This is a genomic window from Cognataquiflexum aquatile (genome assembly GCF_003316845.1).
Taxonomy (GTDB): Bacteria; Bacteroidota; Bacteroidia; order Cytophagales; family Cyclobacteriaceae; genus Cognataquiflexum; species Cognataquiflexum aquatile.
On the sequence record NZ_QMIK01000001.1, the window covers coordinates 1,007,997 to 1,030,684 of the forward strand.

General features: G+C 42.2%; 21 protein-coding genes and 2 tRNA genes. 17 read left to right on the top strand and 6 right to left on the bottom strand.

From position 1 onward, the window contains the following. Positions 1-83 precede the first annotated feature (83 nt). Positions 84-668 (bottom strand): hypothetical protein, encoded by a 585-nt coding sequence (locus DQW11_RS04090; RefSeq protein WP_113922710.1) that lies wholly within the window; start codon positions 666-668, stop codon positions 84-86. Between the two features lie 654 nt (positions 669-1,322). On the opposite strand from DQW11_RS04090, the gene DQW11_RS04095 reads away from it, so the two are divergent. The 8 genes from DQW11_RS04095 (at position 1,323) to DQW11_RS04120 (ending at position 5,581) form a co-directional block, all read left to right on the top strand. Further along, on the top strand, positions 1,323-1,889 hold the full coding sequence (locus DQW11_RS04095; RefSeq protein WP_113922711.1) for a cyclic nucleotide-binding domain-containing protein: 567 nt from the start codon (positions 1,323-1,325) through the stop codon (positions 1,887-1,889). A gap of 311 nt (positions 1,890-2,200) precedes the next feature. Further along, positions 2,201-2,392: a hypothetical protein gene (locus DQW11_RS04100; RefSeq protein ID WP_113922712.1), complete on the top strand. Its 192-nt coding sequence runs from the start codon at positions 2,201-2,203 to the stop codon at positions 2,390-2,392. 1,230 nt (positions 2,393-3,622) lie between these two features. Next, positions 3,623-4,099 carry a hypothetical protein gene (locus DQW11_RS22450; RefSeq protein ID WP_232826668.1) on the top strand — a complete coding sequence of 159 codons (477 nt, stop codon included), beginning with the start codon at positions 3,623-3,625 and terminating at the stop codon, positions 4,097-4,099. 21 nt (positions 4,100-4,120) lie between these two features. Next, complete coding sequence (locus DQW11_RS22455; protein ID WP_232826669.1) at positions 4,121-4,369, top strand: hypothetical protein; 249 nt, start codon at positions 4,121-4,123, stop codon at positions 4,367-4,369. Positions 4,370-4,373: 4 nt separating this feature from the next. Next, the gene (locus DQW11_RS04110) at positions 4,374-4,814 is read left to right on the top strand and encodes a DUF5675 family protein (RefSeq protein ID WP_113922713.1); all 441 of its coding nucleotides are present in this window, start codon (positions 4,374-4,376) and stop codon (positions 4,812-4,814) included. Continuing rightward, complete coding sequence (locus tag DQW11_RS22205) at positions 4,769-4,999, top strand: hypothetical protein (RefSeq protein WP_157966028.1); 231 nt, start codon at positions 4,769-4,771, stop codon at positions 4,997-4,999. The genes DQW11_RS04110 and DQW11_RS22205 overlap by 46 nt, the downstream gene beginning before the upstream one ends. 411 nt (positions 5,000-5,410) lie before the next feature. Further along, positions 5,411-5,484: transfer RNA gene (locus DQW11_RS04115), tRNA-Pro, on the top strand. A 15-nt stretch (positions 5,485-5,499) separates the two neighbouring features. Continuing rightward, positions 5,500-5,581, top strand: a tRNA-Leu gene (locus DQW11_RS04120). Between the two features lie 20 nt (positions 5,582-5,601). Here the strand turns inward: DQW11_RS04120 and DQW11_RS04125 are convergent. Together DQW11_RS04125 and DQW11_RS04130 are read right to left on the bottom strand one after the other, a co-directional pair. Continuing rightward, a complete protein-coding gene (locus DQW11_RS04125) occupies positions 5,602-6,693 on the bottom strand; it encodes an AI-2E family transporter (protein ID WP_113922714.1) in 1,092 nt (363 codons plus the stop codon). A 56-nt stretch (positions 6,694-6,749) separates the two neighbouring features. Next, the gene (locus tag DQW11_RS04130; RefSeq protein ID WP_113922715.1) at positions 6,750-7,505 is read right to left on the bottom strand and encodes an NUDIX hydrolase; all 756 of its coding nucleotides are present in this window, start codon (positions 7,503-7,505) and stop codon (positions 6,750-6,752) included. 443 nt (positions 7,506-7,948) lie between these two features. On the opposite strand from DQW11_RS04130, the gene DQW11_RS04135 reads away from it, so the two are divergent. Further along, complete coding sequence (locus DQW11_RS04135) at positions 7,949-10,051, top strand: M28 family peptidase (RefSeq protein ID WP_113923203.1); 2,103 nt, start codon at positions 7,949-7,951, stop codon at positions 10,049-10,051. 136 nt (positions 10,052-10,187) lie between these two features. Here DQW11_RS04135 and DQW11_RS04140 read toward each other — a convergent pair whose 3' ends face one another. Genes DQW11_RS04140 through DQW11_RS04150 form a run of 3 tightly spaced genes read right to left on the bottom strand, consistent with a single transcriptional unit; the run spans position 10,188 to position 14,629 of the window. Beyond that, entirely contained in the window at positions 10,188-11,357 is a 1,170-nt protein-coding gene (locus tag DQW11_RS04140; RefSeq protein ID WP_113922716.1) for a THUMP domain-containing class I SAM-dependent RNA methyltransferase, read from the bottom strand. 48 nt (positions 11,358-11,405) lie between these two features. After that, positions 11,406-12,239, bottom strand: a complete 834-nt coding sequence (locus DQW11_RS04145) for a DUF4249 family protein (RefSeq protein WP_113922717.1) — start codon at positions 12,237-12,239, stop codon at positions 11,406-11,408. Continuing rightward, positions 12,239-14,629 (bottom strand): TonB-dependent receptor, encoded by a 2,391-nt coding sequence (locus tag DQW11_RS04150; protein WP_113923204.1) that lies wholly within the window; start codon positions 14,627-14,629, stop codon positions 12,239-12,241. Before DQW11_RS04150 ends, DQW11_RS04145 begins: the two co-directional genes overlap by 1 nt. Before the next feature lie 109 nt (positions 14,630-14,738). Here DQW11_RS04150 and DQW11_RS04155 point away from each other — a divergent pair, with 109 nt between their 5' ends. The 8 genes from DQW11_RS04155 (at position 14,739) to DQW11_RS04190 (ending at position 22,583) form a co-directional block, all read left to right on the top strand. Then, on the top strand, positions 14,739-15,704 hold the full coding sequence (locus tag DQW11_RS04155) for a vWA domain-containing protein (RefSeq protein WP_113922718.1): 966 nt from the start codon (positions 14,739-14,741) through the stop codon (positions 15,702-15,704). Between the two features lie 15 nt (positions 15,705-15,719). Beyond that, complete coding sequence (locus DQW11_RS04160) at positions 15,720-16,568, top strand: tetratricopeptide repeat protein (protein WP_113922719.1); 849 nt, start codon at positions 15,720-15,722, stop codon at positions 16,566-16,568. A 243-nt stretch (positions 16,569-16,811) separates the two neighbouring features. Continuing rightward, the gene (locus DQW11_RS04165) at positions 16,812-17,990 is read left to right on the top strand and encodes an acetyl-CoA C-acyltransferase (RefSeq protein ID WP_113922720.1); all 1,179 of its coding nucleotides are present in this window, start codon (positions 16,812-16,814) and stop codon (positions 17,988-17,990) included. A 132-nt stretch (positions 17,991-18,122) separates the two neighbouring features. Further along, positions 18,123-19,220, top strand: coding sequence for a toxin-antitoxin system YwqK family antitoxin (locus DQW11_RS04170; RefSeq protein WP_198669839.1), 1,098 nt, complete (start codon positions 18,123-18,125; stop codon positions 19,218-19,220). Positions 19,221-19,302: 82 nt separating this feature from the next. Next, positions 19,303-20,238 carry a phosphoribosylaminoimidazolesuccinocarboxamide synthase gene (locus DQW11_RS04175; RefSeq protein WP_113922722.1) on the top strand — a complete coding sequence of 312 codons (936 nt, stop codon included), beginning with the start codon at positions 19,303-19,305 and terminating at the stop codon, positions 20,236-20,238. Positions 20,239-20,446: 208 nt separating this feature from the next. After that, entirely contained in the window at positions 20,447-20,827 is a 381-nt protein-coding gene (locus tag DQW11_RS04180) for an STAS domain-containing protein (RefSeq protein ID WP_113922723.1), read from the top strand. 2 nt (positions 20,828-20,829) lie between these two features. Further along, the gene (locus DQW11_RS04185; RefSeq protein ID WP_113922724.1) at positions 20,830-21,744 is read left to right on the top strand and encodes a ribonuclease Z; all 915 of its coding nucleotides are present in this window, start codon (positions 20,830-20,832) and stop codon (positions 21,742-21,744) included. Between the two features lie 32 nt (positions 21,745-21,776). Then, entirely contained in the window at positions 21,777-22,583 is an 807-nt protein-coding gene (locus tag DQW11_RS04190) for a queuosine precursor transporter (protein ID WP_113922725.1), read from the top strand. Positions 22,584-22,688 lie beyond the last annotated feature (105 nt).

Below are 22,688 nucleotides of genomic sequence, written 5' to 3' on the forward strand. Positions count from 1 at the left end.
TTAATCCCATTTATTACTATCCCGTGATCAGGGTATTTTTACTAAAATATATCCCTATAAGCTTTGGGAAATAGGGGAGCAGATCAGATTTCAAAATCAATTTTTTCTCTATCTCTCAATTTTTGCAGGACAATTTCCCTCAACTCGGTATTTGAAATTCTAAAGGGACGAAGAAGAAGGGCGGCTTTTCGGATGCATGCCTCAAATTCTTTCTTGGCCTTTGGGATTTTGGTAGCCACATTGTTAAACTGAAGTTCGTCCAGGGTGTACCCTTGGTATTCCAGCTTCCAATAATCAATGGACTCAGGATTGGCCGGGAGCGGAATGCTTCTTAGAATCCTGTCTGTTTCAAAAAAAGTGGTCTGCACCGGAACAGTCACCGTCCTCACCATGGCTTCTCCATCTGTGACCACGACTTTGAAGATTTTGTCTTGGGTCATATCTACCAAGTCAAACCAATAAAGTGCGCTGACCACCATCTTGCACGAACCGGTAGTCAAAGCATCCATTTCCTTGACAAATCCTTGCCCTACCAATTGGATTTTCCCATCCAGGACAGTGATTTCAATCGAAGAAGTCAATTTCCATGTTTTGGAGACACGCATCAGATTTTTTATTTCCAAAAAAACCTTCTTGGCCTGTTTGCTGTCGATTTCAAAAATTACCATATCCTCAATTTTTCATCAAATTAGGAAATTCCTATTTAAGAGATATATTTTCTGAGGGCCTCCGACATATATTGTCCCACAATCAGGATTTCAAAAAAAGATGCAAGATTCAAGACAAAAATAGACTCAAGATATTAGATACAAGATCCAAGACTTGATTCAAAAAAGACACAAGACTTGATTTCCCAACAACAATTAAAACCACTAGAACAATTACAACAACTAGAACAATTACAACAATTGCAACCTTCCCAACCCGACAACCTGACAACGCGCAGCAGACAACAAAAAAAGACACAAGATGCAAGACTTGATTCCCCATCAACATTGAGAACTCGACAACGCGAAGCAGACAACAATTACAACTTTTTCAACTCAATAAAACCCAGCATACTCAAAATATGGAAATTTTTCCTGCCTGTAGGCAGTTTTTTAGGTATACGTGTTAATTTTTCGTAAATAAACTTGCAGTTATCATAAAGATCTGATTAAATTAACTATCATAATAAGAGTACTAACTCCATGAAAATGGAAAATGGGACAGAAACAACCTTCAGATAACCCAATAGGCAGATTTCTGTAAAAATCTTGGACGTTTCATTCTTGCAACGGTCCAATGTAATCAGCGGTAAAGTAATTTTTTAACACAACTTTATGGAATCACAGAAAATGGGGAAAGGGACCATCATCTCGCAGGCACCCATTCCGATCGAAGAGTACATGGAGCTATTGCCTTATTTCAATGTCAAAAGCTACCGCAAAAATGAAATTTTAAAAGGATACCATGAGGTCGAAATCCATAGAAGATACCTCATCTCAGGTACCTTGGCCATGTTCGAGAAGCAACAGGAAACAAGGATTTGCAGGAGAATATACAGCAAATCTTGTTTGGTTTGCGATTTCGAATCTTATGCAAATGAGCGTCTGACAGACTTTTCCATAATGGCTTATACAGACTGTTTGGTCTGCGAAATCCCCAAAGAACTTGATGCAGCAATTTTGGAATCACCACCCACAATCATCAAATTGATTTTGAGATTAAGCCATCAGGTGGTAGTGCAGAATTTGGAATGGACAAGCATACTGTGGTTGTCCCCCAAAGCAAGGTACAGGAGATTACACCAAATCTGTCCCGACTTTGCATTGATCAAAATCAAAGATATCTGCGGCATCCTTAACCTACCCGAAAGAACCCTTCATCGCCTAAGAGGAAAAAGCTAACTCCCCCAACCTTCTTCATTAAAATCCAATTTCCCTTTCCATCTCCAAATGGCCCGATACCCCCATGCCTTTTTAAAAAATTCCCACTAACCAAATACTTGTACTGAGCGAAGTCGAAGTACCCGTTCTGAGCGCAGTCGAAGTACCCGTACTGAGCGCAGTCGAAGTACCCGTACTGAGCGAAGTCGAAGTAACCATTAACCCAATAACGAAATAACCATTACCCTTTTACCTCTAACCTTTTACCTCTAACCATTAACCCATTAACCAAATACTCGTACTGAGCGAAGTCGAAGTAACCAAAAACCACCATGTTAAAAAAACGATGTGTCATATACCCAAAAGATGTCCAACTCATCACCGGCAAAAGTGAACGTTATGGGCAGGAGCTTTTGACCAAAATCAGGGAACATTATAACAAACAGCCCCATCAGTTCATTACCATCGAGGAGTTCTGTGCCTTCTCCGGTATCCCTCTCCGGGATATCGAGAATTACCTTTGAATTTAAAAAGTCTTTATACCCAAGACCTGACTCCACGACAACTTTGAGAACTTGAAAACGCGTAGCAGACAACCAAAAAAGACTCAAGATGCAAGACAAAAGATCCAAGACTTGATTCGAAAAAGACACAAGATTCAAGACGCAAGACATAAAACTTGATTCCCAAACAACAATTACAACCAAACTTAACAACCTTCCCCCTCTATGTTTTCTATGTTTCTATATGGTAAAAAATCTGTGAAAATCTTGTTCATCTGTGGTTAAATTCTCCAACCCTGTTTTGGCGGAAACCTATCATCCCAATCACCCATTAAATTAGCCAAAACCAAACCAAACTCATTTCACATTTTTCTATAAACATGCCACCCCTTCGGGGTTATTCAACCCGACAACAATTACAACAAAAAAAGAGAGATCCTTCACCTCCGCAGGCTACGGTTCAGGATGACGGTCTCCAACCTGACAACCTGACAACGCGCAGCAGACAACCAGACAACCATTACAACCACTACAACAATTGCAACTTTCTCCTCCTCCCTCCTCCCTCCCATCCAAATTCTATAAAAAATTCAACACCCGCTACCTTAGAATAAATCTATTTTTTTAAAAATAATCATATTTATTTTCTAAAAAACCCCTATTTACCCCTACTTTCCCCTATACTTCCCCTAACCCTCTCCTGGGGACCCGTTATACCCTCCCCCACCATTCGTTAACTTTTGACCAATTTCCAAGAAACCATATAATTATTCCAATATTTTTTAGACTTGTACTTTTCCAAGAACAAAATATTGGCTCATGATGATTAAAAATCCCCAATCTTAATTGATTTAACACACATCACTATGACTGTCTTATGATCTCTGATCACTGAAAGTATAAACTTCTACAGTTTACTGCGCCTGTTTACTGAAAACTATTCACTGCCTGCTGAAAACTGCCCACTGTTTACTGCGACAGCCCACTGCTACTGCCTACTGCTAAAGACTAATTCAATACATACACGGAAACCGCTGTGGACTATCGACCATGGACTGTGGACTTTTTGACCAAAAACCAGGGACTGTGGACATATTTATACAAAACCCGCAGAATCCGCAGAATCCGCAGAATCCGCAGAAACGGTACTTTTCCGCAATATCCGCAATATCCGCAGGATCCGCAGATTGTTTTTTATTCCACCACCGGCCTCCCCACATTTGACCATGTTTCACTTAAACCGCATGAAAAATGGCAAAGCAGACAAGTATCATCACACTCAACGGTAACGTAGGCGGATTGTCCTTCTACAAAACCAAGGACGGCCACATGGCCAGAGAAAAAGGAGGCGTCTCCAAAGACAGGATCATGAACGATCCCAAATACGCACGGACCAGGGAAAACCTGAAGGAATTCACAGAGAATATCAGGACTGTCAAATTGGTCCAGGATACCATCAGACCGGCCATCATCAGGATTGCAGATCCCCAACTTTACCAAAGGTTGGTCAGGCAGATGATGAAAGTGCTCAGAACCGACCCGGTCAATGGAAGAGGTTTAAGGATTGTCGCAGAAGGGGATTGGAACCTGCTCAAAGGTTTTGAACTCAATGGGAATGCAATTTTGTCCGGCACCTTGAGGACTGAATTCACGGTAACAGATACACCCACCGATTGGACCTGTTCTGTTCCGTCCTTTCTTCCGGCTGACTACCTCGTGATCCCATAGGGTGCGACCCATTTCAGGCTGATGGCTGCCGGGGCATCTTTCGACCTGACCACAGGGACTAAGAACTTTATCCTTGAAGCCGGTACGGACAATCCGATCGAACAGGTAACCGCTCCAATTACATTCACAATCCCTAAAGCAGGATTGCCGGAGGCAAACAAGCTGTTCATCTTCGGGATTGAATTCCTTCAGATCGTCAATGGACAGCAATACGCCATGAACAACGGGGCACACAATGCCGCGGCATTCATCACAGTAGAAAAAGTTTAAGGTCATGAAGCTGCTTTTGAAAAGGGAGTATAGCAAGCACCTTACCAAAGGATCACTGTCCTTAGAAGGAAAGCTGCTTTGCAAAACCCTTGAACCGTCGACGATGTCAATGCCCAATCCATGTGCAGAAGGTCTGTACAGATTGGCTTACGATTACGACGATGACAGAGGTTGGTACCTATATCTTGAAGCGGATGGAAGACGCATTGAGATCAGGGCTAAATCGGTAACAGATACCACGGACATTATTATCCCGGTCACCTGTTTCAAAAAAGGCATACCCATGTTCACCCAACTTGCATGTAGAAAGCTGAAAGACAAGCTGCTGCAATGCATGCAAGAAGGGGACGAGGTATGGCTGGATATCTACAGTGAGTTCAAACCCTCAAACAAAAGACGATGGAAATTGAATCCGCAGAATACCTTGCAGGGGCAGGAGGCGTAATTTCATTGATGCTTTCGATCATCGCCTACCTGTTGAAGTTCCTCCTGCAGGACTTCAGGGCACTGCAGCAAAACCTCCATGAGGTGCAGACCAGGTACCAGTTGATGGAAGTGGCCATGCAGGCCATGTCCAAAGAACTGAGTGCCCTCAGGCTGCAGCTGCAGAAGAAAGCTCCTCCGGTCTAGGAAAGGCCTAAGTAACCCTTTGGCCAATCATCCCTGTCTTGTTGAGATGGGGATGATTTTTTCTCCCAATTCCATTTTTACACCAAAACGGCCTTCAACATTTAAAAGAAATTAGCTTTTCACCAAAGTGTGTGTTTTATTGAGGGCAGAGATCCTTAATACTCTCTTAGTTTGACCTACATTATCATCCAATCATAAGCCGATAATTTTTATTTTGAAATACCCATCATTTCTGTTTTTAAAATCAATTTAATGATTACTTTTGAGCCTTCGAACCAAAAGCAGGTTCGGAATCCAAAGTCATAAGTGATTAAGGGAATATTTTGAAAATACAAAGCTCTATGATTCAATGTGTTAGATTTTGAAAATCATTTCTTAATCAGACAATTGAAACAAAGGCAGAAATTAGATCGGGGTGTAGCGTAGCCCGGTATCGCGCCACATTTGGGATGTGGAGGTCGTAGGTTCGAATCCTGCCACCCCGACTTATTAGTATTGATGCGCACGTGGCGAAATTGGTAGACGCACTGCTTTCAGGTGGCAGCGCCCTTGGGTGTGGAAGTTCGAGTCTTCTCGTGCGCACAAAAGCAAAAAAGAGGCCCTCAAGCCTCTTTTTTGCTTTTTATCTTTCTTAAGAAAATCTTCCAAAAATTTTCATTTTTTTCATTCACCGGAAATTTATCCCCCAACAGATAGCCATATGGCGCCAAAGAAGGAATCCTGTCGAAAGTGATTTTTAAAACTCCCATCAAAGGAATAAACAAAATCATCCCGGAGACCCCCCATAAACTCCCCCCGATCAAAATGGCCAAAATCACTACCATGGTGTTGACATTGACTTTGGACCCCACTATCAAGGGCGTGATCAGATTGTTTTCAGTCAGCTGGATAATCCAAAGTATAAACATGGTGAAAAACGGATAAAAGAGGCTGTCTGTCGTCAACAACACATAAACCACGACCAAGAAAGAACTGATAATCACCCCGACATAAGGAATCAGGTTCATCACTGCGATCAATACAGCAAACAGCACATAGTATTTGATCCCGATAAAGTAAAAAAACACACCTGACATCACTGATACAATTCCGGTCACAATCGTCATCCCTACCAGATAGGACTGTATGACTTTTCCCGAATCATCAATCCAGACCAAAATGGAATTGTTGTCGTCCCCAGAGATTTTATTGAGAAACTCCCTAAAAAAATCAGTGTAATACAGCATCAAAAAAATGAATAAAGGAACAATTCCTGCCAAAGTCAGCGATTTTCCGGCTCCCAAAAGCGTGGCATTCAGGTTTTCGGGAGTAATAAAACTACTGATTTCCGGCATTGCGGTACCATCCAAACCAACCATTCCACCCAAGTCTATAAAATAGGCGGAGATTTTTTTATGGAAAGATTCGCTGATTTGAGGAATATCCAAAATCAGACTCAGCACCTGATTGATCAATGTGTAAAAAACAAAGAGCGCAATGGCTGATAACAGAATGAGGGTCAGGGCAATAGCAAGTCCACGGGGCAGTCTTTTCTTTTCAAACCAATTTGAGATAGGATAAAGGGAAAAAGCAAAGAAAATGCCCCATACGATCGGGACGATGATAAATGATCCTACTTTCATTATCCAAAACACAATCACAATGATGATCAGGATATAAGCTGTTTTCTGGATTCGGGCCAATGAAGCTGCCATTTTTGGGGATTTTGATTCAAGTTAAAAATTTTACAACTCAATAATATCAACTGCCATCAAATAATAAACAGACCTCCGTCTTCCAGGACTTCCTGGTATTTATCCTGATTAAACTTATATAGATAAGGTGATTTATGGGCCGTTCCTTTCTTCACCTCATTGAGTTTGATGACAATCCCCGAATGGAGGATTTTCTTCTGAAAATTTCGGGGATCAATTTTTCTTCCCAAAATGGCCTCATACATCCTCATCATGGCCGGCATGGTGAATTTCTCGGGGAGCAGGTTATAGCCCACAGGCTGGTAGCTGAGCTCCAACCTCAAAGAATGCAATGCCTTTTTCAAAATCTCATTGTGGTCAAACAACAATTCGGGAACAACTTCCAAATCCCACCATTTGCATTCTTCTGTAAACTCATCGGGATTGGGAAAAACCGCGGCATAATCCACCAAAGCATAATACCCAATGGAAATGGCCCTTTCATACCATGATTTTGGATCAATAACATGGGAAAGCCGGTCAGAAACCTTTTGGCTATCGTACCGTTCGGTTTTCCCAAAGGTGTAAAACTGCCTCAAAAAAATGTGGTCCAAACCCGTCCTTTCCTGCAAAATCCGAATGGCAGCATCATCGATATCCTCACTTTGCCGAATCAATCCCCCCGGAAGACTCCAATATTCGGTCCCTTTCCACTTCAATAAAAGCACCTTCAAAGTTCCATCATGAAATCCAAAAATGACACAATCCAAAGACAGTTGGGGAAAAACTTCCATGTTTTCAAAGTCCCGGTTGCTTGCTCTTAATTTTGCCATACCATTATTTTATTCATCATGTACAATTTACACATTGATTTGATTTATTTTTCTATATTTGAAAACCAAGTATTACATTTGAGATCAAATGAATTTCCGATCTGAATTTTAACTTGGACTACATCGAAAAATTCATTCCTTAGTATAAGACAAACGCCATTACGACTATAGATTTTAAGATAATTAAGCCAAATTGAACTTAAACCTAGTAAAATCCTCCCGATGATTCGTTGGGAGGATTTTTGTTTTTTTACCTTTTCCTGTTTCCGGCAGGTACTGCCATATTCCAAGCTCCCTACTTCCCAACCTCCATACCTCCCTACTTCCCTACTTCCCTACTTCCCAGCAATAAAACCAATTTTCAACCTTTCAACATTTATAAGCAATTTCAATTTGGGGTTTGGATATATTTGCGGACAGGTGATTTCCAAAAAATTAATTCTATGAAAAAACATTATTTACTGACATTTATTTTTGTTGGGCTGATGGCTTTGCAGCTTCAGTCCCAAACAATAGATGGGTTCTCAAAAAATTCAGGCTCGAAACAAATGGACTTTGAAAAACAATTCAAAGAAACCGTTGATTTCAGCCGGTTCAGGATCCATTTGGAAGCCATTACTTCCGAACCTCACGTGGCAGGTACCGCCGCCAATGAAAAAGTAAAAGACTACATGGCGGAATCCATGAAAAAATCAGGATGGGAAGTAAACGTCTACCCCTACGATCTGTACCTTTCCAAAGGCCCCGGAGAATCCCTTATAGAAATCGTCACCCCCATCAGGCAACCACTCAACCAACAGGAAAACATCCTGACCGAAGATCCTTATTCTTCCAATCCCAATCTTTGGAAAGGTTGGAATGCATTTTCAGGTAATGGCGATGTCACCGCCGAAGTCGTTTATGCCAACTACGGTACCAAAGCAGATTTCGAAAAATTAAAGGAATTGGGTGTTGATGTCAAAGGCAAAATTGTCTTGGCAAGATATGGAGGTAATTTCCGTGGCTACAAAGCGAAATTTGCAGAACAATATGGTGCAGCCGGCTTGATTATTTTCACCGATCCTGCAGATGCAGGGTATATGAAAGGTCCAGTCTATCCTGAAGGTACTTATTATGATGAAAGCTCTATCCAAAGAGGATCTTTGCTCACAGTCGATTGGACAGGAGATCCCTTGACTCCTTTTGAACCTGCACTTCCCCTTGATGGGAAAACCAAAATCAAAAGATTGGATCCTGCTGAGGTAGAAGGATTACATACCATACCGGTTACTCCAATTGGTTATGGTGCTGCCAAAGAGATCATCGGTAAAATGAAAGGAAAAGCCGTTCCTGCAGGTTGGCAGGGAGGCTTGCCTTTTACCTACAGATTGGAAGGCGGCAAAGAGTTGACCGTCAGGCTCAAAGTGCAGCAGGAAAAAGGCATGACCAGAGCAAACAATGTGGTCGGTACATTGAAAGGTGAATTGTATCCTGACGAATGGATCATTCTTGGCTGTCACTATGATGCATGGGGATTTGGCTCCACCGATCCAAATTCAGGAACTGCGATGTTGCTAAGCATGGCCGAGACTATGGGCAAATTGGTGAAAGAAGGCAAAAGACCGGCCCGATCAATTTTGATAGCGCATTGGGATGCAGAGGAACACGGCGTAATCGGTTCTACGGAGTGGGTTGAGCAGTTCCGTGATGAGTTGGGGGCAAAAGCCGTCGCCTATATCAATTTGGATGCTGCGGTTTCCGGAAAGTATTTTGGATCAGCTTCCTCTCCTACTCTGAAAAAAGTAATCATGGAGTCAGCCAAACAAGTGGCTTATCCCGATTCCGCCAAAACGGTTTACGACGTTTGGGCAGCGGGCAAACCGGAACCAAGCATCGGTAATCTCGGCGGTGGTTCTGACCATATCGCATTTTACATGCACGTAGGCGTCCCTTCTATCAGTGGCGGTTCGGGTGGTCCTTCCCTGTACCACACCAATTACGATGACCTTCATTTCTACAAAAAGTTTGCTGACCCAACTTTCAAAATGGGCGGAACTGTAGAGCAGGTGATCGGAATTATGGCATTGAGATTGGCAAATGCTGAGATCATTCCTTATGAGGCATCGAGGTATTCTAAAGACCTGGCTACCCATTTTGAGAATGCAGAGAAAAGCGTCAAAGCCTATGACAAAAATTTCAAAGGGTTTGAAAAATCAAAAGAGGCCGTCACAGCTATGAAATCAAGTGCTGAAGCTTTGGATAGCAAAATTGCCTCCGTTTTGGCAGGCAGTCAACTTGATTCCAAAAAGATCAAGGCCATCAACAAAGACCTGATCGCATTGGAAAAAAGCTTCATTGATCCTAAAGGAATGTATTTTGGGAATTGGTACAGGTCCCTATTTGCTTCATCGGATCCCTTCAGCGGTTATGCTTCTTGGATGCTTCCTGGAATCCAATATGAAACTGAAATGAAATCCTCCGCAAGGTTGACAGAATGGGATGACCGATACAGCAAAGCCATCCTAGACCTCAAATCAAAGATGGATTCACTTCTGAAAAGCCTATAAACAATCCAACAAAAAAACCGGCGGACGCCGGTTTTTTTGTTTTTATACATTTTTGCACCTCACCAGACATATCTATTTAAAATATGGCCTGATGCCGGGAAACACCCACTGTGGACCGTGGTCTGTGGACTGATAACTAATCAACCTTCTCCCTCGTTCCCCTATACAATTCAAATTTCAATAACCGGCAATCAATCGTCCCGTTATAGAATTCGATTTTGCGGGCAGCGCGAAGTCCTACTTTTTTACCCAAGGAAACATTGCCTGTAAAGATAAATCCTGTATAGCCCGGACATCTTTGCTTCATAAAGTCACCCATTCTTTTATAAGTGATAGCCAAATCCTCCTCTTCTCCCAACCTTTCTCCATATTCGGGATTGAAAAACACCACTCCCGAATCAGATTCTGGTACTGTCGTTTCTTCAAAATCACATACTTCAAATTCGACCAAGTCCTCAACACCTGCCATGCTTGCGTTTTCTCTGCTAAATAAAATCGCCTGCTCACTGATATCGCTTGCTATGATTCGCAGACCGGGTCGTTCAATTATTTCTGCCTTGAGTTTTTCCTTTTCTTCCTGGTAAAAATCCTCGTCATAACCTTTGATATGCATAAATGCATAATGGTCTCTCAAAAGCCCGGGGAATCGGTTGGTAGCCATCATCGCGGCTTCGATTGCCAAAGTCCCCGATCCGCACATGGGATTGACAAAAGGGCTCTGCCTATCCCAATCGGTGGCAATGATTGTCGCCGAAGCCAAGGCTTCCAACATGGGTGCCTTTCCGGGAATCTTTCGATATCCGTGTTTGGCCAAAGTATCTCCGGTAGTATTGATATACAGATTGGCCTGGGTTTCTTTCCAAAAAAGCTGAAAAACAGCTCCTTCTAATGCCGATCCTGAGTCAGGCCTGATCCCGGATTTTTCCCTGAACCTGTCTACGATAGCATCCTTGATCCTGACATTGACAAAAAGCGGATTGTCCACGCTCTCATTGTCCACATGCGAAATGACTGAAAAATAAGAAGATTCAGAAATATAATCTTCCCAAGGCAATGCTTTGATCCTTCTATAAATATCATCCGCATGGTGGAGATAAAAAGACCTGATCTCAAACAAGACATGGCTGGCAGTCCGCAGATGAAGGTTCAAAAAAATACAATCTGAAAGAGAAGCCTCCAATTCAATGGAAGTCCTTTCGGTTTTTACAGGCCTATAACCCAATTCTATAAGTTCTTTTTCAAGGTAAGATGAAAACCTGTCCTTGCAGGTGACGACTACCTTTCCTTTCAATCCAAAATCTACCATAGGCACAAAGGTAAAAATATTATCCTTAAAGAACCGAAAAGCAAAAAATCAGGGATTTTCTTCCGGGACCTGCACCGTCTCACTGAGTAATGGACTGGTCATAAAATAGCCTAAAACCATTCCCTGACCGCTTCTCAGCCTGATGTTGGATTGGGGATTTTGCGGTGGTGGCGAAAAAAGCCCCCCGTCATTGAACAGCAGACTGACAAGCTGATTCAAATAATCAAAAGCGCCCTGATTCAACCGGAACAGTTCCAGCCGGATTTTGTCATTTGCCTTGAAAGGAAAACCCGAAAGTTCAAATCCATTATCCAAAATGGAAGTCCCAAAGGAATCATCGAACAACAAATAATCGAACCTGCTGTTCTTCAAGGTATCATTTTCAATGATTCTGATCCTGTAATTGTTGTCTTCGGTAAATGGAATTTTTCCATAAACAGTCAGGTAATACCCTTCTTCTCTAAAAAGCCTCTCCTCTTGAAATTGCACCACCACACTATCCAATACCGGAGGTTCCAAGATTGTCCCTTGGGAAACAAATTCCTTATCTCCCATTTTAACATTCAACTCATATTGTTGGCCCACTTTACCGGTTATGCCATTTTGGGCAAGGTATTTTTTAGTAGCGGGGGAATAAAAGAAATTTACCTTGGCACCTGTACCCAAATTGATGATACTCACCTGGGCATCTACTACCACTTCATTGTCACCTTCTTGGTAATAATCTTTTGAAAGGGTGATTTTCACTTGGTTGATGGCATTGTTGTCGGTCCAGATAGCTTCGATGACCGGAATGGGTTCGAGTGTCCCCAAGTCCAACACCACTTCTTCCTGACAGGAAGCAAATAAAATCAGGAATAAAATATAGGTCAGGTTTCTCATCAGAATTTGAAATTATAAGTCAAGGCAGGCAAAAAAGTAAACAAATAAGTCATGATCACCCCCGGTCTTTGGGATACTACTTCTCCCCCATCCTCAGGATCAAAAGTGATGTCATCATTGTAAATGTCTGTAAACTGGAAGGTAAAAGGATTCTTTCTACCATAAAGGTTATATACACTGAAGTTCCAGCTTCCCCTCCATTTCCTCCCTTTGTCCTGATTTTTCCAGGTGATGGAGGCATCTACACGATGGTAATCAGGAAAGCGGTCAGCATTTCTTTGGTCACCATATACTGGTACGCGTTGGGTATCGACGACGTAAGTCCCGACAGGAAAGGTAACTGCCTGACCGGAAGTATACACAAATGTAAGCCCTGCACTCCACCTGTCCGAAAACTCATGGTTCAATACAAGACTTACATCATGCGGTCTGTCAAACCTGGGATTGTACCAAGTATCACTGCTGATGCCTTCAATTTTTCTCCATGTTCTGGAATAAGTATATCCAAGCCAACCTGTTGTTTTTCCAACATTTTTTCGGATCAAAAACTCTGTTCCGTAAGCATATCCCACTCCGGAAAGCAATTCGGTTTCCACATTGTCTGTAAAAAGCACACTTGCCCCCTGACGGAGGTCGATCACATTTCTAAAATCTTTGTAATAAGTCTCCACCGAAACTTCCCAAGTTCCTCCTGCAAAATTTTTAAATAATCCCACCGAAACCTGATCTCCTCTCAATGGCTCGATGTAAGTTCCGGAAGGCACCCAACGGTCTATTGGAAGCCCTGCCGAACTGTTGGAAGCCACCTGCACATATTGGTGGTTACGGTTAAAGGCTGCTTTGAAAGAAAGGTCTTCTGCAATCAGGTACCTGAGTGAAATCCTCGGCTCCAACCTTTGAAAAGCTTTCATTCTTTCCAGTCTTCCAAAAGTCAATGTATCTGTCACCTCAGCATCAGGACTGGGTATGCCTCCTTCATATTCGTAAAGAACACCTTTACCTACTTCCTGATAATGGCTCAACCTCAATCCTGCCTCTACAAGTAATTTACTTCCCAACTCGGTGGTACCCGAAACGTAGAGGTTGTTGAGCAATCCGTTTTTTTGGTTGGTATTGATGTCAGTCAGGTTGGACTCGGGAGCCAACTCCAGATTGATCGGAGCAAAATGGTACAATTGCCCATGATAGCCGGCTTTGATCACCGAGTTATTTCCAAGCAGCCAGGTCCACCCAAGATTTACTCCGGATTCTGAAAGGGAATTGGTCCAATTAAACCCATCCTGTGGATCGTCGAAAAGAACCTGATATTGATACCTGCTATGGTAGGCACTCAAGTCAAAGAATTTGGTGGAACTGATATTTCTGTTCCAATTGAATGAGGTAATGAAATTGTTCCAGCCTAATCCAAACTGTCCGGAAAGTCCCAGGAAGTCCGAACCATAGTAGGAGGAAAATGAAATTTTATCCTTTTCACCGAGCTTGAAAGTAAATTTTGCACTCAGGTCATAAAAATAGAGCTGATTATTTTTGATATTCTCATTGTTTGAAAGCCTCAGAAACAGGTCGGCATAAGTCCTCCTCCCTGATACAACAAAAGATGATTTGTCAGAAAACAGCGGTCCATCTAACGTCAGCCTTGAACTGATGGTACCAATTCCTCCTTCACCCCGGATTTTCTGAAAATTCCCTTCCCTCATCGAAACATCTATGACAGAGGATACCCTACCGCCCAATTCAGCAGGAATATTTCCTTTATAAAACTCAATGTCTGACAAAGCATCCGGGTTGAATACCGAGAAAAACCCAAAAAAGTGTGAAGGATTATAGACCGGTGCACCGTCAAGGTTGATCAGGTTTTGGTCAGCCGAACCTCCCCGCACAAACAGACCAGTAGTTCCTTCGCCTGCAGATTTAACCCCAGGCAAAAGCTGCAAACTCCTTAAAATATCCACTTCACCAAACAATGCCGGAATGTTTTTGATAGTCTCAATCGGTACCACCGATTTCCCCATTTCAATTCCTTTGACATTTTGTTCAGGGTTGGTTTCCCTGATGATGATTTCCTCCAGGGAAAGTTCTTCAGGTTTGAGGAAAAACTTCAGTGGTTTATCCAAATCCCTGACAGTCAATACCCTGATGGAGGGAGAATATCCTATAAAAGAAATGACCAGTTTGGCAGGGAGAGGAACAGAAGCCAAAGTGAATTCACCGTTGATATCCGAAACGACACCTTTCTGAGGTTCTGATTCCCAATAAATGTTGGCACCGGGCAAGGGAGTATTTCCTTCTACCTCAAGGACAGTTCCTGAGATGAATGTGGGCTGTTGAGAATAAAGTAGGGTTGATCCCAAAAATAGAAAAACAAAGACTGTTAAGGGCAAAAACTTCATGAAGAAAATTTGGTTTGAAAGGATAACGGAATTTGGCCTTTGGGTGTTGAAATTTATGTCAATAATTTCTTTTCCTTTTGTTTTCATCAATATTTTATAATTTCAGGGCATGATTTGGGCATACCCTGACGCGAGATTGATTTATATATTGGCCATTGTTTTTGGCTTTCTGTATTTGGTATACCTATACCGTTTTTATATCATCAACAAAAAACTTGTGGTTCAAAAACACAGGTTGTTTCTAAAACTTTTGCTCAGGCTTTCCTATTTCTTACTTTTTTTGGTTGCAATGGCAGGACCTTCCATCGGTACTTCGATGAAGGAAATCAAAGAAGAAGGCAAAGACATCTTCATTGCCATTGACCTTTCCCAATCCATGAATGCCACCGATATCGGGCCAAGCAGGATTCAAAGGATCAAATATGAACTCAAAAACCTTGTCAAAAATTTTACCGGAGACAGGATCGGCCTGATCATATTCAGTTCGGAGGCCTTTATCCAATGCCCTTTGACTTTTGACCAAAATGTCCTACAGCTGCACCTTGATGGTTTGAATACCGCATTGGTACCCAATCAGGGGACAGATATCAGTGCTCCGTTGAATATGGCGCTGAATAAATTTGACCTTGAAGAATCAGCCGAAGCCAATTCCAAATCCATCGTCCTGATTTCGGATGGGGAGGATTTTGGAGAAGATTTTCAGGACATCACCTCTCAATTGAGCGACAAAGGAATCAAGGTATTTTCACTCGGAGTGGGAACAAGTCAGGGAAGCAATATCCCCAAAGGAAGCGGGAAAATCATCGATCCGGACACCAACTTGCCGGTAATCAGCAGACTCGAATCAGGCAATCTCAAGCTGATAGCCTCCCAGACAAATGGGTCTTATTTTGAATTGAGTGATGAATTGCAGGAAATCCCTGACCTCATCGCTGCCTTGGAAAGACAGGAAGCCACCGTCACCGGATCAAGAATGGTCGAGGCTTCTGCCAACAAGTACTTTTATTTTCTGTTAATTGCATTGGGTTTGGCATTGTTGGACCTGATGCTGCCATTCAAAACCATCAAATTGTAATAACGTGTAACCACCATGGTGACTTCAGTAAGGGTTTTCTTTCTAACGATTTTGATGATTACTTCCTCATGGAACGAGGTAGGTAAAAGAAATGCTGCTATCAAAGCCGCCACAAAAAGCTATGAAGAAACTGACTATGAAGCTTCGATCACCAACCACATGCGGTTGGTCAGTGAATTCAATCTAAGTTCACCCAATGTCAGCTATGACCTCGCCCTAAGCCAACATTATGGAGGTCAATTAGAACAGGCGGGTCTCACTTATCAAAGTCTCTACCAATCTCCTGACAAAAACATTGCTTCTTTTGCATATAACCAAAACGGAATCCTCCTCGGTGAGCAAAAGAAATATGAGGAAGCGCTTGAAGCATTCAAAATGGCTTTGATCAATAATCCCCTCAATGAATCCGCCAGATACAATTATGAACTGCTGAGCAGGTGGATGAAACAAAATCCTGAACAGCAGGAACAACAAAAACAGGAGCAGCAGGACAAGGAAGAACAGGAAAAACAAGAGGAGCAGGAAAAGCAAGAACAGGACAAAAAATCTGAGGAAAAAAAGGACGGCGAAGGGGAAGAAAAATCTGAAGAAGATGAAGCCACCGAATCACAGAAAAAGGACGACAAAGAAGGTGAAAAATCTCAGGAAGAAAAAGATTCCGAAGAAGCCAGTGACATAGAAAGTGACCTAAGCGACAGAGAAAAAGCGCTCGAAAAAGTGAAGGAGAAACTCCAGGAAATGAACCTTTCTCCCGAACAAGCTGCCCAAATCCTCGAGGCCATGAATGCTGCCGAGCTCCGATATATCCAGCAGAACAAGAAAAAACCAACCAAAAAACAAAAGAGAGGTTTGCCTGAGTGGTAGTTGGAGGTTGGGAAGGTGGGAAGTTTGGAAGTGGGAAGTAACAAGTAAGAGGTAAGAAGTAAAAGGTAAGAAGTAAAAGGTGAAAATCGCGAAACTAATTCTAGAACCTTCCCCTTTCCATTCTGAATAGTAATCCTCGGTTTTCTGAACAAAGTTAAAGGTCTTGTGTCTTTTGTCTCACGTCTAAAGTCTCCAGTCTCACATCTCATATCTCACGTCTCATATCTAAAAATATAAACCCAAATGAAAGAAGTCTTTATCGTATCCGCAGTGAGAACTCCTTTGGGGAGTTTTGGAGGAAAGCTATCCAGTTTGACCGCTGTTGAACTCGGAAGCATAGCCATCAAAGGTGCGCTTCAAAAAGCAGGCGTTGACCCAAGTGAAGTTGAGGAAGTGATGATGGGAAATGTCATCTCCGCCAATCTCGGTCAGGCACCAGCCCGCCAGGCAGCCATCGGAGCAGGATTGGGGTACAATGTGCCTTGCACCACCATAAATAAAGTCTGTGCTTCCGGTATGAAAGCGGTGATGTTGGCAGCCCAATCCATCATGACAGGACAAAATGACCTGGTAGTAGCAGGCGGTACGGAAAGCATGTCCAATGTTCCCTACTATATTCCAAAAGGAAGGTTTGGCTACAAATATGGCAATGCCGAACTCGTTGACGGATTGGTAAAAGATGGCTTGTTTGAGGCTTATTATAAATTCCCGATGGGCAACTGTGCAGACAATACGGCCAGAGAAATGAAAATCACCCGGGAAGAACAGGACACTTATGCCATCCAATCATACACTCGCTCCGCTGAAGCATGGAAATCCGGTGCATTCAAAGACGAAATCATCCCTGTAGAAATCGCCGGTAGAAAAGGAGAAACCATCATCATAGAGGAAGATGAGGAATTCAAAAATGTCATGTTCGACAAAATCCCTTCACTCAGACCTGTTTTCGAAAAAGACGGAACAGTGACCGCCGCCAATGCCTCCACCATGAATGACGGTGCATCGGCTTTGGTTTTGGCAAGCAAAGAAAAAGTCGAAGAGTTGGGACTCAAACCCATCGCCAAGATCCGGGGCTTTGCAGATGCAGCACAAGATCCGCTTTGGTTTACCACCGCGCCAGCTATTGCCATTCCAAAAGCAATCAAAAACGCAGGGTTGAAAGCTGATGATATTGATTTCTATGAAATCAATGAAGCCTTTGCCGCAGTAGCCATCGCAAACCAACGTGAACTTCACCTAGACAACGATAAACTGAATGTCTTTGGCGGAGCGGTTTCCTTGGGACACCCACTAGGCGCATCCGGTGCCAGGATCATTACGACGCTTTGTTCAGTGTTGGACCAAAAGAAAGGCAAAGTCGGTGTGGCAGGAATCTGTAATGGCGGCGGCGGAGCTTCGGCAATCGTCATCGAAAAACTATAAATCATGATTGGGGATGAAGGATCAAAAACTTCATCCCTTATTCTATTTCAATTTTTTCATAAATCACCTAGCCTTAAATTTCTGATGAATTCACCCTTCCCTTTCTCAAAAAACGTTCAAAACCCTTCAACCTTGGTAAAAATTGCCATTTTCCTAACCTTCTTTCTGGGGATTTTCGGGTATGGGTTTTCACAGGAACAGGTAAAAGTCTACTATGATGAAGAAAAAAAGCTGCTGAAAGAGGAATACTTTACCGTCAACGGGGTACCACAAGGGGAATTCAAACTCTATCTCGCCAGCGGTGAACTGGCGCAGACGGGCCAACTTAAAGATGGGAAGAAAGAGGGATTGTTTATTGATTGGTATCCCGAAACCGGAGATACGCTGCGCAAAGTGAATTATATCAACAATCAAAAACAGGGGAAATCCATCAATTACTTTCCTTCAGGAAAAGTTTCGCAGGAATTGTCCTATGTTGACAATAAAATCGAGGGCGAAATCATTTCCTATTTTGAATCAGGCGGAGTAAAACAAAAATCTTTTTTCAAAAATGACAAGCCCAACGATTGGACTTTGGTGTACAGTGAAGAAATGGCCAATTCCATTATAGAAAAGATCTTTTTCAATGATGGGGTGATAGAGGTCCGGGAGAATTTTTTTGAAGATCAAATCACCAACAGGTCTGCTTATAAAGACGGGAAATTAAACGGTCCCCAATTCACCTATTATCCAGGAGAGAAAATTTCCTCCCAGATAAATTATAAAGATGGTGTTCAGGAAGGTGAGGCAACTTTTTACTTTGAAAACGGTCAGATTGCCAAACAAGGAAGCTACAAAAAAGGGATTCCTGTCGGTACATTCAAAAGTTTTTATGAAAGTGGAAAAACAGAAAAAACAGTCAGCTATAAAAACGGAAACATCAACGGAAAAGCCATCAGTTACTTTGAAAATGGGGAAACTTCCGAGATTACCAACTTCAATTCCTATGGACAAATTGTCCAAATTCTAGGATTCTATGAAAACGGCCAAAAGGAACGGATCATCAATTTCAGAAATGGACTGGAAGAAGGAGAAGTACTCATTTACCATTCCAATGGAAAGCTAAAAGAATCCATTTTCTACAGGTTAGGCAAACCACACGGGATACAAAAGGTATTTGATGAAAACGGAAATCTGATTTCAGAGCGGGTTTTCAAAGAAGGCAAGCCTGTGGAACCCACCGAAAAATAAAAAGGGGAAAAGATGATAATTAATCAGGGGCAAATCCCCATTAAACCCATCTTTTTCTAATTTTGCAGAATAGACAAAAAAAATGGAAGCAGGTATTAAAGAAACCCATTTCAATTTCCCCGAACAAGTGGGATTCTACAAGGGAAAAGTTAGAGATGTATATATTTTTGAAGACCAATTGGCGGTGGTGGCCACTGACAGGATTTCTGCTTTTGATGTCGTTTTGCCAAAACCCATCCCTTTCAAAGGGCAGGTTTTGAATCAGATTGCAGCCCGTTTTCTGAAAGCTACGGCAGATTTGGTTCCCAATTGGGTGACTTCCACGCCACATCCTTATGTGACGATCGGAAAAAAATGCGAGCCTTTCAAAGTGGAAATGGTCATAAGAGGATATCTCGCCGGACATGCAGCAAGGGAATATAAAGCCGGTAAAAGAAGTATCTGTGGCGTCTCCCTTCCTGAAGGTTTGAAAGAAAACGACAAACTTCCCTCTCCTATCATCACCCCTACCACCAAAGCATCAGAAGGTCATGATGAGGATATTTCCAAAGAAGCAATCCTTGCACAGGGGATTGTAAGCCGTGAAGATTACGAAGTGTTGGAAAAATACACCCATGCCCTCTATGCAAAAGGAAGTGAAATGGCTAAGGAAATGGGATTGATCTTGGTGGATACCAAGTATGAGTTTGGAAAATACGGAGACCAGATCCTTCTGATAGATGAAATCCATACTCCCGATTCTTCAAGGTATTTCTATGCGGACAAGTATGACGAATACCAAAAAGCAGGCTTGGCCCAAAAACAATTATCCAAGGAATTTGTAAGGCAGTGGCTGATAGCCAATGGTTTTCAGGGCAAAGAAGGTCAATCGGTACCGGAAATGAAGGATGAATTCATCTCGGAAATTTCAAATAGGTACATCGAACTCTATGAAAATATTATCGGCGAGCCATTTGTAAAATCTGCATATACAGATTTGGAAGGAAGTATAGAAAAAGCCATATTGGAAAATATTTAATATGATTATCCGCTACTGTTGCCATTAGCTAAAATTAATGTAAAAGTTGCGGATAATTCAGTCCACAGACCACGGTCGATAGTCCATAGCCAGTGCAATTGCCCTCCAATCTGATTTTCATATAGTTAGTGACAATAAAGAGTTAATACACAATAATTTATTTAAAAGACCGCCCTTTTTTGAGGGGCAATATTCAAAAACAATTGCTATGAAGTATTCAGTAGATAAAAAAGAACAGTATGTAATTTTCACCCCTTTGGAAGAGAAGCTTGATTCAGCCCTTTCTCCAAAACTCAAGTCAGAACTTCTGACCGTACAGGCGGAAGGCTATAACAATTTGGTTATTGATATGAGTAGTGTGAAATATGCTGATTCAAGCGGATTAAGTGCGCTTTTGGTAGGCAACAGGGAGTTTGGCCGCAACGGTGGGATTTTCATCATCGCTTCACCTCAAGACCATGTCATGAAATTGATTAAACTTTCCATGCTCGATAAGGTTTTTATCATTGTGGACACTATCGAAGAAGCTGCTGAAGCTATCTTTATCCATGAAATAGAAGGTAAAGAACAAGAAGAAGAGGAAGATTAATTTTGGAATTTGAAGTCACCATCCTAGGATCCAACTCCGCCATTCCTGCCCACGGAAGAAACCAGACATCCCAACTGGTATCCGTGGGCAATTCTTTTTTATTGATCGATTGTGGGGAAGGAACTCAGATTCAGCTCCGCAAATTCAAGCTAAAATTTGGAAGAATAGATTTTATCCTTATTTCCCACCTCCACGGAGACCATTTTTATGGCCTGATGGGATTGATCTCAAGCTTCCATTTGGTAAAAAGGGAGCGCCTTTTGACCATCTTTGGACCAAGTGGACTCGATGAAATCATCACCACGCAACTCAAATACACCAATACCAAACTGAGCTTTCCCTTACGTTTTGTGCCTACACAAGCGGAAGGAAAAAACCTGATTTTGGAAGAACCCATGTTCAGGGTATTTACTTTTCCTTTGCAACATAGAATTCCGTGTACCGGTTTTTTGATAGAAGAAAAGCCCGGCTTGCGAAACATGGTCAAAGAAAAATTGGTGAAAACAAAAATGCCTGTTGAGGCCATTGTCTCACTGCGTGAAGGAAAAGATGTGGTCGACCCCGATGGCAAAGTCCTATACCGCGTTGAAGAATATACTTATCCCCCAAAACAATCAAAAAAATACGGTTATTGTTCCGATACTGTCTTTGACCCGACTTTAGTCAACTTTATCAATGGGGTCGATTTGCTGTACCACGAGGCCACTTTCGGAGACGATGAAACTGAAAGGGCTGGTACTACTTTTCATAGTACTTCCAGACAGGCTGGAATTATCGCCATGAAAGCCAATGTGGGTAAATTACTCCTTGGACATTACTCCTCCCGGTACAAAGACCTCACCCCGATCTTAGACCAAGCCAAGGAAGTCTTTGAAAACACTTACCTCAGCGAAGAAGGGGTCACTTACTCGATTTAATCATTTCAGCTCCATAAATTCACCACAACACTATGGGAACCGCAATTGAACAGAAAACTTTTCAATCAAAAAAAACCAACCTGTTCATCATCCTGAGCGGTTTATTTCTTACCAATGCCATTTTAGCCGAAATCATAGGCGTCAAAATTTTCTCCGGAGAAATGACCTTGGGAATCGAGCCGGCGGGATGGAAAATCTTCGGAGACTATATCCTTGACTTCAACCTGACAGCAGGAGCGGTCATCTGGCCTGTGGTTTTCATCACGACCGATATCATCAATGAATATTTTGGCAAAAAAGGAGTCAGGAAAATCAGCTTCATTACCGCATTTTTTATAGCCTATATTTTCTTGGTGATATCCGTAGTCACGGTTCTTCCTCCTGCAGCATTTTGGCTGGAAGTCAACACTCCCGATGCGGAAGGCAATCCCTTCAATATCAACAATGCCTTCAATATGATCTTCAGACAAGGTTTGGGAATTATCATTGGATCCTTGACAGCTTTTCTATTGGGTCAGTTGATAGATGTGTACGTTTTCCAAAAGCTGCGAAAAATAACTGGCTCTAAAATGATTTGGCTGAGGGCGACAGGTTCTACCTTGGTATCGCAACTGATTGATTCCTTTGTGGTTTTGGGAATCGCTTTTTATGTTTTCGGTAACTGGAGCTGGGCACAGGTAGCCTCAGTGGCCATCATCAATTATGTTTATAAATTCAGCGTGGCCATCCTGCTTACTCCCCTACTCTATTTGGGCCATTATTTGATCGACCGGTATCTGGGAAAAGATGTTGCTGAAAAAATGACCCAAGAAGCTTCTTCAGATACTTCGTTTTTGTAATTCTTTCAAAATTTACCGAACCCATTCCCCTGTTTTTCCCCTTAGAAAAAGATTCTTTGGATAAATTTTCAGGTGATTTCAATGGCGTTGATTTATTTTTTGCAT

Coding starts and splice junctions, on each gene's coding strand:
- DQW11_RS04090 (WP_113922710.1), bottom strand. CDS start 668: ATGGTAATTTTTGAAATCGACAGCAAACAGGCCAAGAAGGTTTTTTTG.
- DQW11_RS04140 (WP_113922716.1), bottom strand. CDS start 11,357: ATGGTAGATTTTGGATTGAAAGGAAAGGTAGTCGTCACCTGCAAGGAC.
- DQW11_RS22455 (WP_232826669.1), top strand. CDS start 4,121: ATGGCTGCCGGGGCATCTTTCGACCTGACCACAGGGACTAAGAACTTT.
- DQW11_RS04180 (WP_113922723.1), top strand. CDS start 20,447: ATGAAGTATTCAGTAGATAAAAAAGAACAGTATGTAATTTTCACCCCT.
- DQW11_RS04150 (WP_113923204.1), bottom strand. CDS start 14,629: ATGAAGTTTTTGCCCTTAACAGTCTTTGTTTTTCTATTTTTGGGATCA.
- DQW11_RS22450 (WP_232826668.1), top strand. CDS start 3,623: ATGGCAAAGCAGACAAGTATCATCACACTCAACGGTAACGTAGGCGGA.
- DQW11_RS04165 (WP_113922720.1), top strand. CDS start 16,812: ATGAAAGAAGTCTTTATCGTATCCGCAGTGAGAACTCCTTTGGGGAGT.
- DQW11_RS22205 (WP_157966028.1), top strand. CDS start 4,769: ATGGAAATTGAATCCGCAGAATACCTTGCAGGGGCAGGAGGCGTAATT.
- DQW11_RS04145 (WP_113922717.1), bottom strand. CDS start 12,239: ATGAGAAACCTGACCTATATTTTATTCCTGATTTTATTTGCTTCCTGT.
- DQW11_RS04125 (WP_113922714.1), bottom strand. CDS start 6,693: ATGGCAGCTTCATTGGCCCGAATCCAGAAAACAGCTTATATCCTGATC.
- DQW11_RS04130 (WP_113922715.1), bottom strand. CDS start 7,505: ATGGCAAAATTAAGAGCAAGCAACCGGGACTTTGAAAACATGGAAGTT.
- DQW11_RS04190 (WP_113922725.1), top strand. CDS start 21,777: ATGGGAACCGCAATTGAACAGAAAACTTTTCAATCAAAAAAAACCAAC.
- DQW11_RS04160 (WP_113922719.1), top strand. CDS start 15,720: ATGGTGACTTCAGTAAGGGTTTTCTTTCTAACGATTTTGATGATTACT.
- DQW11_RS04110 (WP_113922713.1), top strand. CDS start 4,374: ATGAAGCTGCTTTTGAAAAGGGAGTATAGCAAGCACCTTACCAAAGGA.
- DQW11_RS04155 (WP_113922718.1), top strand. CDS start 14,739: ATGATTTGGGCATACCCTGACGCGAGATTGATTTATATATTGGCCATT.
- DQW11_RS04135 (WP_113923203.1), top strand. CDS start 7,949: ATGAAAAAACATTATTTACTGACATTTATTTTTGTTGGGCTGATGGCT.
- DQW11_RS04100 (WP_113922712.1), top strand. CDS start 2,201: ATGTTAAAAAAACGATGTGTCATATACCCAAAAGATGTCCAACTCATC.
- DQW11_RS04175 (WP_113922722.1), top strand. CDS start 19,303: ATGGAAGCAGGTATTAAAGAAACCCATTTCAATTTCCCCGAACAAGTG.
- DQW11_RS04095 (WP_113922711.1), top strand. CDS start 1,323: ATGGAATCACAGAAAATGGGGAAAGGGACCATCATCTCGCAGGCACCC.